This is a genomic window from Lentimicrobiaceae bacterium, from assembly GCA_023227965.1.
In the GTDB taxonomy this organism is placed as follows: Bacteria; Bacteroidota; Bacteroidia; order Bacteroidales; family JALOCA01; genus JALOCA01.
Genome location: JALOCA010000036.1, coordinates 1 through 14,184 on the forward strand (window position 1 = coordinate 1; position 14,184 = coordinate 14,184).

At 38.3% G+C, this 14,184-nt stretch carries 11 protein-coding genes; all 11 read left to right on the forward strand.

Annotated elements, in window-relative coordinates:
- The first annotated feature begins 30 nt into the window (after positions 1-30).
- The 11 genes from M0R21_11045 (at position 31) to ftsZ (ending at position 14,183) form a co-directional block, all read left to right on the forward strand.
- Positions 31-441, forward strand: coding sequence for an FtsL-like putative cell division protein (locus M0R21_11045; GenBank protein MCK9618356.1), 411 nt, complete (start codon positions 31-33; stop codon positions 439-441).
- Between the two features lie 19 nt (positions 442-460).
- Positions 461-2,707, forward strand: coding sequence for a transpeptidase family protein (locus M0R21_11050; GenBank protein MCK9618357.1), 2,247 nt, complete (start codon positions 461-463; stop codon positions 2,705-2,707).
- Positions 2,704-4,170, forward strand: a complete 1,467-nt coding sequence (locus tag M0R21_11055) for a UDP-N-acetylmuramoyl-L-alanyl-D-glutamate--2,6-diaminopimelate ligase (protein ID MCK9618358.1) — start codon at positions 2,704-2,706, stop codon at positions 4,168-4,170. Before M0R21_11050 ends, M0R21_11055 begins: the two co-directional genes overlap by 4 nt.
- Positions 4,171-4,181: 11 nt before the next feature.
- Positions 4,182-5,435 carry a phospho-N-acetylmuramoyl-pentapeptide-transferase gene (mraY, locus tag M0R21_11060; protein MCK9618359.1) on the forward strand — a complete coding sequence of 418 codons (1,254 nt, stop codon included), beginning with the start codon at positions 4,182-4,184 and terminating at the stop codon, positions 5,433-5,435.
- A 5-nt stretch (positions 5,436-5,440) separates the two neighbouring features.
- Positions 5,441-6,778: a UDP-N-acetylmuramoyl-L-alanine--D-glutamate ligase gene (murD, locus tag M0R21_11065; GenBank protein MCK9618360.1), complete on the forward strand. Its 1,338-nt coding sequence runs from the start codon at positions 5,441-5,443 to the stop codon at positions 6,776-6,778.
- A gap of 11 nt (positions 6,779-6,789) precedes the next feature.
- Positions 6,790-7,986 (forward strand): FtsW/RodA/SpoVE family cell cycle protein, encoded by a 1,197-nt coding sequence (locus M0R21_11070; GenBank protein ID MCK9618361.1) that lies wholly within the window; start codon positions 6,790-6,792, stop codon positions 7,984-7,986.
- The gene (gene murG / locus M0R21_11075) at positions 7,973-9,100 is read left to right on the forward strand and encodes an undecaprenyldiphospho-muramoylpentapeptide beta-N-acetylglucosaminyltransferase (GenBank protein ID MCK9618362.1); all 1,128 of its coding nucleotides are present in this window, start codon (positions 7,973-7,975) and stop codon (positions 9,098-9,100) included. Before M0R21_11070 ends, murG begins: the two co-directional genes overlap by 14 nt.
- A gap of 5 nt (positions 9,101-9,105) precedes the next feature.
- The gene (gene murC, locus M0R21_11080; GenBank protein ID MCK9618363.1) at positions 9,106-10,479 is read left to right on the forward strand and encodes a UDP-N-acetylmuramate--L-alanine ligase; all 1,374 of its coding nucleotides are present in this window, start codon (positions 9,106-9,108) and stop codon (positions 10,477-10,479) included.
- Positions 10,469-11,269: a hypothetical protein gene (locus tag M0R21_11085; GenBank protein MCK9618364.1), complete on the forward strand. Its 801-nt coding sequence runs from the start codon at positions 10,469-10,471 to the stop codon at positions 11,267-11,269. Before murC ends, M0R21_11085 begins: the two co-directional genes overlap by 11 nt.
- 4 nt (positions 11,270-11,273) lie before the next feature.
- On the forward strand, positions 11,274-12,557 hold the full coding sequence (gene ftsA / locus M0R21_11090; protein ID MCK9618365.1) for a cell division protein FtsA: 1,284 nt from the start codon (positions 11,274-11,276) through the stop codon (positions 12,555-12,557).
- Positions 12,558-12,653: 96 nt separating this feature from the next.
- The gene (ftsZ, locus tag M0R21_11095; GenBank protein MCK9618366.1) at positions 12,654-14,183 is read left to right on the forward strand and encodes a cell division protein FtsZ; all 1,530 of its coding nucleotides are present in this window, start codon (positions 12,654-12,656) and stop codon (positions 14,181-14,183) included.
- Position 14,184 lies beyond the last annotated feature (1 nt).

The following is a 14,184-nucleotide window of genomic DNA, read 5'->3' on the forward strand; positions in this document are numbered from 1 at the left end:
TAGCGCAAAACTGAGAGCAGCAATAAAAATATGATAGCAAATACCCTTAAACAGGACATACCACAGGAAACTGTGTCTGAAAAAAAAGTACCCAAACCGAAAAAAGAAAAATCTTTCGGCAAAACTGCACACAGCATTATTGACGGTACTATCATCACACGAGAAGAGATTTCCAGACATCTTCCTTTCCTGTTTTTTTTAACCCTACTTGCCATTATTTATATAGCCAATAGCTACAGAGCACAGAAAGTGGCTTACTCTATCGGAAAATTAAAAAATGAATTGCATCAACTCAGATACGAATATATTGAAACACAATCAAATTTAAAAAACATGAGCCGTCAGTCAGAAGTGGTGAAAGAAATAGCCAATACCGGATTAAAAGAAGCCAAAACACCGGCTATTGTGCTCACGCCAGATAAAAAAACAAACCGCGAATAAAATTTTAAAAAGTAAAACAGTGGGTGATAAAAGGGAAATATTAAAACGAATAATTACTATCTATATCATAGTAATTGCTATTTGTTTGGGTATTTTTGCCAAAGTAGTTTATATTCAAGTAGCTGAAGGAGATTATTGGGAAAAAATCGCCAAAAAACAAACTTTTCACCAAGACACCCTTTTTGCAGTCAGAGGCAATATTTATTCAGATGATATGCAATTGCTGGCAACTACCGTGCCTATTTTCGACATCTCCTGGGATGCAAAAGTGGTACACGACACTGTCGTTCAAAAATATATAGACGGTTTAGCAGATAGCCTTGCAAGCATTTTCCCTGAAAAAACGAAATCGGAGTATAAAAAAATGCTCAAGGATGCAAAAAAAATACAAAAACGCGATCTGAAAATCCGGAATAAAGTAAATTATGATGAATATAACCGGTTGAAAACCTTCCCCATTTTTTGTAACGGACGTAACAAGGGAGGATTGAAAGCCGACCAGCGAATGCAACGAAAATATCCGTTCAATACTCTGGCATACAGAACTATTGGCTGGGATAAAGAAGAAAACAAGAACGATGTGGGGCTCGAAGGTACTTACAGCAAATACCTTCAGGGGAAAAACGGCAGGCGTCTTGTAAAACGTATTTCTAAAGGCATTTCCATACCGGTTAATGACGAAAAAAAAATAGATCCGCAAAATGGTAAGGATATTATTTCAACTTTAGATGTTAATATTCAAGATGTAGCAGAAAGCGCCCTGAAAAATTGCCTAGACACCAACAATGCTGATTGGGGTTGTGCTATTTTGATGGAAGTAGCTACAGGACACATCAAAGCTATCACTAATCTTAAACACGAAAAAGACGGTTCATATAAAGAAACGTACAACTTTGCCATAGGGCGCAGAATGGATCCCGGTTCCACTTTTAAGTTGATATCTGCTATAATTGTTTTGGAAGAAGGCAAATACGATACCGGTACCCTGGTGAATACCGGGAGAAAAATATTTGATGGCAAATTAGTAGAAGATTCACATCCTGAAGGTTATGGTATGGTATCTCTAAAAAAAGCTTTTGAAAAATCTTCCAATGTAGGTTTAGCTGAAGCTGTGGTGAATACTTTTGGCAATAACAGACGAAAAATTAACTCCTATTTCGATAAACTGCGGGTAAACAAGCCTTTAGGATTAGAGTTATCGGGCGAGCCTAATCCTAATTATATAGATCCTAAAAATAACCTGCCCCGTATGGCTTTTGGTTATGGTGTGGAAATGACACCTTTGCAAATTCTTACCTTTTATAATGCCGTGGCTAACAATGGCAAAATAGTTAAACCTATGTTCGTTACGGACATCATGCAATCCGGTCAGGTTATTGAACACAAACCTACCGTGGTGTTAAAAGAAAAAATTTGCTCGGATGCAACTTTAAAAAAGATAAAAATAATGCTGGAAGGAGTGGTTTTGCACGGTACTGCACGCCGTATGAAAAACAATCAATATCCCATTGCCGGCAAAACTGGTACAGCCAAAATTTTAGAAGGTGGAAAATACATCCAGGAGTACAATGCCTCGTTTGTGGGATATTTCCCTGCTGATAACCCCCGGTATTCGTGTATAGTACTCATTAGCCGTCCTAAAAAAACTTTAAAATACGGAGCAGAACTTTCAGCTCCTGTTTTCAGGGAAATTGCCGACAGGGTGTATGCTACCCGGCTCAAAGGAATTGCCCGTACAAATGTTAAACGTGTAAATACAAAAGCAAGTGTACCTGATTCCTATGCAGGAAAATCAAAAGAAATTGAAACACTTTTTTCATTCCTTCAATACCCTTTGGCTACTAACCAAAACAGTAGCACATGGCTGGTAAACGAAAAAGGAAATGTAAAAAATATTGTTTGTAAGAAAGGAGTGGTTCCGGATGTGCAGGGACTAACAGCCAAAGATGCCGTTTATTTGATTGAAAAAGCAGGTTTAAATGTAAAACTAAGCGGAAATGGAAAAGTAAATAACCAGATTCCTGCCCCGGGAACAGTAGCAATAAAAGGAAATATTGTAACCCTCACTTTGGGTACAATTACTTCTACCATGAGAACAGTTACCACCGACAGCATCCCTGAAACATCCTTAACCACAACACAAAAAGTCAAAACAATAGTAAAACAACCTCCTTCCCAACCTAAAAAAACCGAGCAGAAAAAAAACAAAACACAGGCTATTAAGAAAAAAACTGAAAAGAAAACCATTATAAAAGATACGTTTTGAAAATATTAAAAGACATATTATATAAAACGGGTATTGTCAGCCTCGAAGGTTCCGGCGATAAAATTATTCAATCTGTATGCTTCGATTCGGCAGCCGTTAACAAAGGCAGTCTTTTCGTTGCCATTAAGGGCGGCAAACACGACGGACATTCATATATTTTACAAGCCATTGAAAATGGTGCTTCTGCAATAGTTTATCAAAATGATACAGGAGAAAAAATAAACGGAATTACTTACATTCGCGTATCCGATAGCAGCTATGCTTTGGGAATAATCGCTTCCAACTTTTACGACAATCCCTCTTCAAAACTAAAACTTGTTGGAATTACAGGAACCAATGGCAAAACAACCTTTGTAACCCTGATGTATCAGTTGTTCAAAACACTTGGATATAAAACAGGCTTACTTTCCACCATCCGGATTTTAATTGACAACAAAGAAATCCCTTCTACCCACACTACTCCCGATGCAGTACAAATTAACCGGATTTTGAATGAAATGGTACAATTAGGTGTTAGCCATTGCTTTATGGAAGTTAGCTCACATGCCATTGTGCAACATCGCATTGCAGGGTTGGTATTTACTGGTGGGGTCTTTTCAAATATTACCCATGACCATCTTGATTTTCACAACACCTTCAGCGAATACATTAAAGCCAAAAAAATATTTTTCGACCTGTTGCCGGCAGAGGCTTTTGCATTGACAAACAGCGACGATAAAAATGGAAAAGTGATGTTGCAAAATACGAAAGCTGCAAAAAAAACTTATTCCTTAAAAATGATGTCTGATTTTAAATGCAAAATCCTCGAAAACCAATTCGAAGGCTTGCAGTTGCAAATTGACGGAAATGATGTATGGTGCAGGTTAGTAGGCGAATTTAATGCATATAATCTACTCGCCGTGTATGCAACTGCAATTTTGCTTGGTGAAAATCAAGCCGAAGTGCTTACCGCATTGAGCATCCTGCAGCCGGCAGAAGGTCGCTTCGATTTTTTCAAAAGTAAAGAAGGAATAATAGCCATCATTGATTATGCCCACACGCCCGATGCCCTGCAAAATGTTTTACAAACAATAAATGACATCAGAGAAGGTAACGGAAAACTGATTACAGTAGCTGGTGCCGGAGGCGACCGCGACCGCAGCAAGCGCCCAATTATGGCTGCAATTACGTGTAATTTAAGCAATAAAGTTATCCTTACATCCGATAACCCCCGCTCAGAAGATCCCGCAGAAATAATCCGGGAAATGTACATGGGCGTTGACAAAATTCATGAAAAAAATGTGCTTTCAATCGTTGACAGGCGTGAAGCCATAAAAACTGCCTGCACTTTGGCTACACCGGGCGACATTATACTTATTGCGGGAAAAGGACACGAAAAATACCAGGAAATCAAAGGTGTAAAATACCATTTTGATGATAGGGAAATATTGAAAGAGTTTTTAAACGAAGAAATTCAATTATAAAAAGTCGAGCCATGTTTTATTATGTGTTTACATACCTTGATAAAGTCTGGGATTTTCCAGGAGCCGGAATGTTCCACTATATTTCGTTTAGGGCAGCACTTTCAATTATTACTTCGCTTACTATTTCGTTACTTTTTGGTAAACGGCTTATTAACTATTTGCAAAGAAAGCAAGTAGGCGAAACCATCCGGAATCTGGGACTGGAAGGTGAAAAAAACAAAGCTGGCACACCTACCATGGGTGGGCTTATCATTCTTGGTGCAATAGTAATTCCTACGCTTCTATTTGCCAAAGTGCTAAATATTTACATAATTCTTATCCTCGTTTCTACCCTGTGGCTCGGAATGATTGGCTTCCTCGACGACTACATTAAAGTTTTCAAAAAAGAAAAAAAAGGGCTTGCCGGTAAATTTAAAATTTTAGGACAAATCGGTCTGGGTTTAATTATCGGTGCTACCCTTTACTTCCACGAAGGAGTGGTAATCAGAGAAAAAGCAAAAGACCAGGGATATGTACAAACTACTAAAGCCCTGAATATTGAAAATGCAAAAGAAGCCCCTGGCTTTTTTGAAAAAGTCCCCGTGAAATCTACCAAAACAACCATTCCTTTCATTAAAGGACATGAATTTGATTATGCTGCTCTGATATCTTTCTTGGGTAACAATTACGAAAAATGGGCTTACTTGGTATTCATACCCATTGTTATTCTTATCATTACCGCTGTATCAAACGGCGTCAATATTACCGACGGGCTCGACGGGCTTGCCACCGGCACATCGTCTATCGTTGGTCTCACCTTAGGCATTTTGGCTTACGTTTCCGGTAATATATTTTTCGCAAATTATTTGAATATCATGTATATTCCTAATACAGGAGAATTAGTGGTATACGTGAGTGCCTTTGTAGGTGCCTGCGTAGGTTTTTTATGGTACAACACATATCCTGCACAGGTTTTTATGGGTGATACTGGCAGTTTGTCGCTGGGGGGCATCATAGCCGTTTTTGCCATCATGATACGTAAAGAATTACTTATTCCAATTTTATGCGGAATTTTTCTTATGGAAAATCTATCGGTAATGATGCAGGTTAGCTGGTTTAAATATACGAAGAAAAAATTTGGAGAAGGTAAACGGATTTTCAAAATGGCACCCTTGCATCACCATTATCAATTGAAAGGGTATCCGGAGCCTAAAATCGTGCAACGATTTATGATTATTGGAATTATGTTGGCTGTATTTACAATTATAACATTAAAAATAAGATAATTAATATGAAAGAACGGATTGTAGTCATCGGTGCTGGCGAAAGCGGAACAGGTGCAGCCGTTCTTGCAGTAAAAAAGAATTACGAAGTCTTTGTCTCCGACAAAGGTTCTATCAAAGAAAATTACAAAAACGTTCTTTTAAATAATGCAATAGAGTTTGAGGAAAACGGACACGACAGCAAAAAAATTCTGACTGCAGATTGGGTAATAAAAAGTCCGGGTATCCCAGAAACACTTCCCTTACTGCAATTGATTCGCAATAAAAATATTCCGGTAATATCGGAAATCGAGTTTGCAAAGAAGTTTACAAATGCTTTTACAATTTGTATTACAGGAAGTAACGGAAAAACTACCACCAGCCATCTTATTTACCATATTCTGAAAAATGCAGGTTTCAACGTAGGATTGGCAGGTAATGTCGGAAATAGTTTTGCTATGGAGGTAGCTACTCGGAATTATGACTACTACGTTTTAGAAATTAGCAGCTTCCAGCTTGATGGGATGTTCAATTTTAAAGCGGATATTGCTATTTTACTGAATATTACTCCCGACCATCTCGACAGATACGAAAACAGTTTTGACAAATATGCTGAATCCAAGTACAAGATTTTACAAAACCAAAGTATCCACGATGCTTTTATTTACTGTGCTGATGATGAGATTATACTGAAAAAACTCTATTCAAAAAATATAAGTTCACAACTCTTTTCTTTTTCGCTTTCGGGTGAAAAAAGGGAAGGTGCTTATTTGACAAATAACAAATTGCATTTTACAATTAAAAACAAAACATTTACTATGACACTCGAAGAATTGGCATTGCAAGGCAAACACAACATCTATAATTCGATGGCAGCAGGCATTGCAGCCCGTTTGGTGGATGTAAGAAAAGAAAACATAAAGAGTTGTCTTTCTGATTTTCAAAACGTTGAGCACCGGCTCGAATTTATTGCCAATATTCATGGTATCGAATTTATTAATGATTCAAAAGCTACCAATGTAAACTCGGTATGGTATGCTCTCGAAAGCATGGATAAACCCGTAATCTGGATAGCTGGAGGACAAGACAAAGGCAACGATTATACAAAACTTCGCGAGCTGGTGAAAACAAAAGTAAAAGCTATCATCTGTTTGGGTATTGATAACACCAAAATATATGCTGCATTTTCTGATTTGGTGAAAAATATTACCGAAACCCAAAGTATGGAAGAAGCAGTTGCATTTGCCTATCATCTGGCAGAATCGGGAGAAAAAGTGCTGCTTTCGCCTGCTTGTGCCAGTTTTGATTTGTTTGAAAATTACCAGGAAAGAGGCATCCAGTTTAAGCAAGCTGTTAAAAATTTATAAAACAAATAATTATGTTAAAGTTTCTTGATATAAAAGGCGACAGGGTAATTTGGGGTGTGGTAATTCTGCTATCTATTGCTTCTTTAGTGGCAGTGTATAGTTCCACCGGGATGTTAGCCTTTCAGGAAAAGGGGGGAAATACCGAATATTACCTGATAAAACATTTTTTTATTCTGCTCATCGGGTTAGGACTAATTTATGCAACACATAAAATAAAATACCATAAATTTTCGCGAATATCAATAATTGCATATATAATCTCTATTCCATTATTGATAATATTAATGGTTGCTGGAAAAAACCACAACGAAGCTGTCCGCTCTCTCGAAATTCCTATTATTCATTTGTCGTTCCAGCCCTTTGATGTTGCCAAACTATCGCTTATTCTATTTATTGCACATTTATTAACCAATGCCGAAACCTATTTTCAATCAGTACAAAAAGCCTTCTACCCCATTCTTATCATCGTTTCCATTATTTGCGGACTTATTTTTCCATCCAATTTTTCAACATCTGCCTTGCTTTTTTTAATTTGTCTTATTATGATGTATATAGGAGGTATTAATTGGAAAAAAATAGCATTGATACTTGGCATCGGACTTGGCTTGGTTGCACTTATTTATCTTATGGGAGATAGCCTGCCCGACTGGGGAAGGTTAAAAACCATACAATCAAGAATTGAAAGCCATATTCACCCCGATAAAGCCAACAACAAAGATGAACTTTTCCAGGCAGAACAATCGCGGATAGCAATTGCCACCGGTGGGGTTTTCGGGAAAATGCCAGGTAATGGTACCCAAAAAAATATTCTTCCTTATCCCTACTCCGATTTTATTTATGCCATCATTATTGAAGAATTTGGTTTAGTTGGAGGTGGTTTTTTACTGCTCATGTACCTTATTCTAATTTACAGGGGTGTACGTATCGCTACCAAATGCCCTTATAATTTTGGTGCCATAGCAGCATTTGGTATATCGTTAGCACTTGTTATTCAGGCAATTGTTAATATGGGAGTAACCGTTAGCATTTTTCCTGTTACCGGTCAGAATTTACCCTTAGTAAGTATGGGGGGAACTTCAGTGTGGTTTACCTGTATATCTATTGGTATTATGCTAAGTATCAGCAAAGAAATAGAGCCACCCATAGAAAGTACTTTAGAAAACTCAGAAGAAATTGAACCAAACGATACGGAATATGCAACAGCGTAACCTAAAAATAATCATCAGTGGAGGAGGTACCGGGGGACATATTTTCCCGGCTATTGCCGTTGCAAATGCCATCAAGGCATTACAACCCAGTACAGAAATTCTTTTTGTGGGTGCTAAGGGACGTATGGAAATGGAAAAAGTTCCCCAAGCAGGCTTTCCTATCGAAGGATTATGGATCAGTGGTTTTCAACGCAAATTAACTGTAAAAAACCTGCTTTTCCCTATAAAACTTATCCATAGTTTATTAAAGGCAAAAAAAATTATCAGGAAATTTGCTCCCAATGCCGTAGCTGGTTTCGGGGGTTATGCCAGCGGTCCCATCCTGAAAGCAGCAGCCGGAAAACACATCCCTATGGCTATTTGGGAAGGAAATTCTTTTGCAGGAGTTACCAATAAGCTACTTGCCCGTTCCGCAGAAAAAATTTTCGTAGCCTATAGCGGTATGGAGAAATTTTTTCCTGCAAACAAATTGATTATGAGTGGTAATCCTGTACGTAAAAAATTGGTAAACACAAATGTTAGCCAGGTTGAAGCACTTCGTTTTTTTGGTTTGCCCCCTGCCAAAACACTGTTGGTAATAGGCGGAAGCCTTGGTGCATTCACCATCAACGCCAGCATACGGGCATCTCTCGAAATATTAATAAAAAACAATATATCAGTTATATGGCAAACAGGTAAACTGTATTTTGACGAAATACAAGCAATTGTAAATACATCAGAACATACGAATATCCGTGTTTTCGATTTCATCCAACGTATGGATATGGCATATACCGCTTCAGATATTGTAATTTCAAGAGCCGGAGCCTTATCTATTTCCGAACTCTGTGTTACAGGAAAGCCTGCCGTTTTGGTTCCCTCGCCTAACGTTGCCGAAGATCACCAGACAAAAAACGCCAAAGCCTTATTCAATGCAGGTGCAGCACTTATGATAAAAGATACTGAAGCTGTGAAAAAATGTGGAGAAATATTAATTGCATTATTTGAAGATGAAAACAAAAGAGCAGAACTCAGCCACAATATCCTAAAATTAGCACTTCCTGCAGCCGCCGAAATAATAGCTGACGAAATAATTAAAATGACCCATGTTAATAAAATAAATTGCTTGATTTAAAAAACATACGGACAGTATACTTTCTTGGCATAGGAGGTATCGGCATGAGTGCCCTTGCCAGATACTTTCAATTTCAGGGTTGCAAAGTATATGGATACGACAAAATAGCATCTGCTCTTACCAACGCATTGGAAAAGGAAGGTATCGTTATCCGGTTTGATGAGGATATAACAAAAATTCCCGAAACTACTGACCTGGTAGTACTTACACCTGCCATTCCTAACGACAATACTCTCTTGCAGTATTTTATCAAGAATAACACCCCCATAAAAAAACGTGCAGAAGTACTCGGACTCATTGCACGTGAAGGTTTAAATATTGCAGTTGCAGGTACCCACGGAAAGACAACTGTTACTACCCTTATTTCGCACCTGCTCAAACAATCTATTGTTGATTGTACTGCTTTTCTGGGTGGAATTTCCAAAAATTATAATACAAATCTTTTGCTTTCTACCTATAGCAAGTATATAGTTGCCGAAGCCGACGAATACGACAGGTCATTTTTACAATTGTTTCCGCATATTGCAATTATCACTTCAATTGACGCAGATCACCTTGATATATACGGTAGTAAAGCATCGTTGGAAGATTCATTTTGTAAGTTTGCCCTACAAGTCCAGGAAAAGGGTTATTTAATAGTTAATATGAAAATTAACATCCCCTTTAATCTTGATAAAAATGCCAAAGTATATCAATATTCATTACAAGATGAAAAAGCCGACTTCTATGCTTCCGGAATCCAAATGAACAAAGGATTATATTCATTTGATTTTCATTATCCTGATGGGGTCATAACCGACTTACGGCTGGGACTTCCGGGTTTGTTCAATGTTGAAAATGCAGTTGCAGCCCTGGCAGCCACCTGGTTGTGCAAAGTACAATCTTCGGAATTGCGAAAAGCTTTGCTGACTTTCAGTGGGGTAAAACGGCGTTTCGATTACAGATTCAAATCGCCGGAATGTGTTTATATTGACGACTATGCACATCACCCCGAAGAATTGAAAACTTGTATTTCTTCCATCCGGAATCTCTATCCCGGGAAAAAAATTATGGGTATTTTCCAGCCCCATCTTTTTTCACGCACAAGGGATTTTGCGGAAGAGTTTGCCCGAAGTCTCGAATTGCTCGACAAAATAATTTTGCTCGATATTTACCCTGCAAGGGAAAAGCCCATCGAAGGAATCACATCTCAGTTTTTATTGGATAAAATTGAAAAAAAAGAAAAAAAGTTGTGTACTAAAGAAAATGTTCTCGACGAAATAGAAAACAATCTTCCGGAAATCATAGTTACACTCGGAGCCGGTGATATTGACCGTTTGGTAGAACCTATTGTAAATATGTTAAATAAACGTATTAATACGCAAGACCATGAGAATTAAGAAGTTTTTACGGTGGGGAGGTTGGATATTAACTGCGGGAGCTTTACTGACGGTAATAATTTTTACACAACGTAAATACCATGAGGCTGTTTGTACAGATATTGCGATACAAATTTCCTACGGTACCACAGATACCCTGCTCTCTGTAAAAGATGTTCATGAAATGGTCTCGAAGGTTATAAAAAAATGCAAGGGGATAAAATTGCAAAGTATTAATACGGAATTAATTGAATCTGTAATCAAACAAAATCCTTATATTTCAGATGCCGAGGCTTTTATTACCTTAGATGGAGTGCTAAAAATTAAAGTGTTGCAAAGAATACCTCTGGTAAGAATCATTAACAACAATGGTATAAGTTTTTATCTCGACACTGCCGGAAAAGTTATGCCCATTCATCCGGACAATCCTGTGCGCTTGCTTATTGCCCGTGGAAACATCCCGTTTGCATATAAAACAGGAGTGTATCCCAGCATTAAGCCTAAAAGCCCCAAAGACAGTGTATTGCTTAAAAGCACTGTATATAAAGCATTTATAACAGCAAGATATATTTATAATAACGATGTTTTATATTCCATGATTGGAGATATTTACGTAAACAATCATGAGGAAATAGAAGTAACTCCAGTGATGGGAACGCAGGAAATACTCCTTGGCAATATAGATAATTTGGATACAAAATTTGATAATCTGCTGCTCTTTTACCAGAAAGGCATTACCCGCGAAGGATGGCATAATTACAAATCAATCAACATAAAATATAAAAATCAAGTAGTTTGTTCAAAAAAGTAACGATATGAAAAACGCAGAAATTATTGTAGGGTTAGATATTGGCACAACAAAAATTGCAGTGCTGGTAGGACGAAAAGACCAATTCGGAAAGGTGGAAATACTTGGGTCTGGCAAAACTGAGTCCATAGGAGTAAAAAGAGGAGTAGTAGCAAATATTGAGAATACTACACAATCTATTATTCAGGCGGTTAAAGAAGCTTCCGAAAAATCGGGAGTAAATATAGCAACAGTATACGTAGGTATTGCCGGACAGCATATCAAAAGTTTGCAACACAGGGGTAGCATCATCCGCGATAATGGTGAACAGGAAATAAGTCAGAAAGATGTGGATTTACTGGCAGATAAAATGCACAAATTGGCAGTGGGTGCCGGTGACAAAATTATTGATGTAATTCCTCAGGATTATATAATTGACGGAGAAACAGGAATTAAGCAGCCCATTGGTATTGCAGGTATTACGTTGGAAGCTAACTTTCATATTATTACAGGGCAGGTTACCGCGGCATTAAACATTAAAAGATGTATTGAAAAAGCTAATCTTGCATTCAGCGGAATGATAATAGAACCCATTGCCTCTGCCGAAGCTGTTTTGAGCGAAGAAGAAAAAGAAGCCGGGGTTGTACTTGTCGACATAGGTGGTGGTACTACCGATATTGCCATTTTTAAGGATAACATACTAAAACACACAGCCGTAATACCATTTGGCGGAGATATTATCACAGAAGATGTAAAAGAAGGCTGTTCAATTATTAAAAAACAGGCTGAAGAATTAAAGATAAAATTCGGTTCTGCTCTTGCCCGTGAAAACCGTGATGATCAGGTAGTAGCAATACCCGGTTTGCGTGGAAGACCCCCCAAGGAAATTACTTTAAAAAACCTTGCTAACATCATACAGGCGAGGATGGAAGAAATAATTGAACATGTTGATTTTGAAATCAAAAATTCAGGCGTTCGAAAACTAAATGCAGGAATAGTTCTTACAGGTGGCGGAGCTTTGTTGAAACATGTTGTACAATTAACCGAATTTAAAACAGGAATGGAAACCCGTATCGGCTATCCCAATGAAAATATTTCGGGTAAAGTTTCCGACGAATTGGCAAGCCCGATGTATTCTACCGGAATAGGAGTTGTTTTGATCGGATTTAATCGTGAAAAGCGTGCCCTGGCAGATGAAAGAAACGAAGATTCAAGACCTGAACAAAAGCCCGACACCGTTCAACAGCCCTCAAAACGGAAAAAATTTATTGACTGGTGGATTGATTTCTTTGATAAAGAAGCAGAAAAGTAAAAAAAAAATTAACAACACATTTGTTCATAAATATTCTTTGTAAATGCTATTTCCGAATCATTAATATTTACTTTTAAAATTGAAAAAAATCCTGTTATGCTAAAATTCGATTCTCCTAAAGATCAAAATTCTATTATTAAAGTCATTGGCGTGGGTGGCGGCGGAAGTAATGCTGTAAACCATATGTTTACACAAGGAATCAAAGGTGTTGATTTTATTATTTGCAATACCGACGGACAATCGCTCGAAACAAGCCCCATTCCGGTAAAAATGCAAATAGGATCCACAGGACTAGGCGCTGGAAACGACCCTGTAGTAGGGAGAAATGCCGCCCTTGAAAGTGCCGACCAAATCCACCACGCATTGGAACGCAATACCAAAATGGTCTTTATCACTGCCGGTATGGGTGGAGGTACAGGCACAGGAGCTGCTCCCGTAATTGCATCCATTGCCCGAGAATTAAATATACTTACCATAGGTATTGTTACCCTGCCCTTTTCTTTTGAAGGACGCAAAAGAAAACAACAAGCCGAAGACGGCATCCAGGATTTGAGAAAATATTGCGATTCCATTCTAATAATCTGTAACGACCGTTTGCGCGAACTATATGGCAATCTTCCGTTTTCTGAAGCTTTTGCACAAGCCGACAATGTACTGGCTATAGGTGCCAAAGGAATTGCGGAACTCATTACCGTTGTGGGACATGTAAATGTTGACTTTGAAGATGTTAAAACAGTAATGAAAGACAGTGGCAAAGCCATCATGGGTTCAGGAAACGGAGAAGGTGAAAACAGAGCTATTGATGCAATCCAGGCAGCTATGGCATCTCCCCTGCTCGACGACTACGACATCCGAGGTGCTGCCAACATTCTTTTGTACATAGCTTCGGGTACCGACGAAATAAAAATGGATGAACTTAGCGATATTAATGAATACGTTCAAAATAAAGCCGGGTCAAAAGCCGATATCATCTGGGGCTACCGAAAGGACGAAACCCTCGAGAAAAAAATCTCTATTACACTAATAGCTACCGGTTTCGATTCTATTCGCAGAAACCAGCAGGAAATGGAAACACAAAAAACCATTTACAGTCTGTATGATACCCCTAACCCCGTTCCGGAACCGCCCAAACAGGAGATTTCCGACGAAATAAAAATAGTAGAAAATTTTGAAACAACTCCGGTTGCACCTCCAGCACCGGTAATCGAGTTCAGGGAAAACAATCCTCCCGAAAAAACGGTATATTCATTAGACTCCTGCGCAGAAACTTATCAATTTAACGAAAGCAGTATCAGTAAACCCATAGAAAAACAGGCAGCTATCCAAGAACCTGTTGCATTGGAATTTGCAAATACAGAAAACACTGTAGCAGAAAACAACCTCGACCTGGATGATAACGATCATATAGCCCAGGTGAGAAGAGAACGATTAAAAGAAATGAGTACAAAACTCAGAAACCCCAAAATAGTTGAAGAAATGGAAGCAATTCCTGCCTATGAACGTCGCCGGATTAATATCAGCAGCACCACTCCTTCTTCCGATTCGCATATTTCCCGTTTCACCCTTACAGGAGAAAAGGGAGATATGAAAGATGAAAACCCATTTTTTAATCCCCAGGCAGACTGAA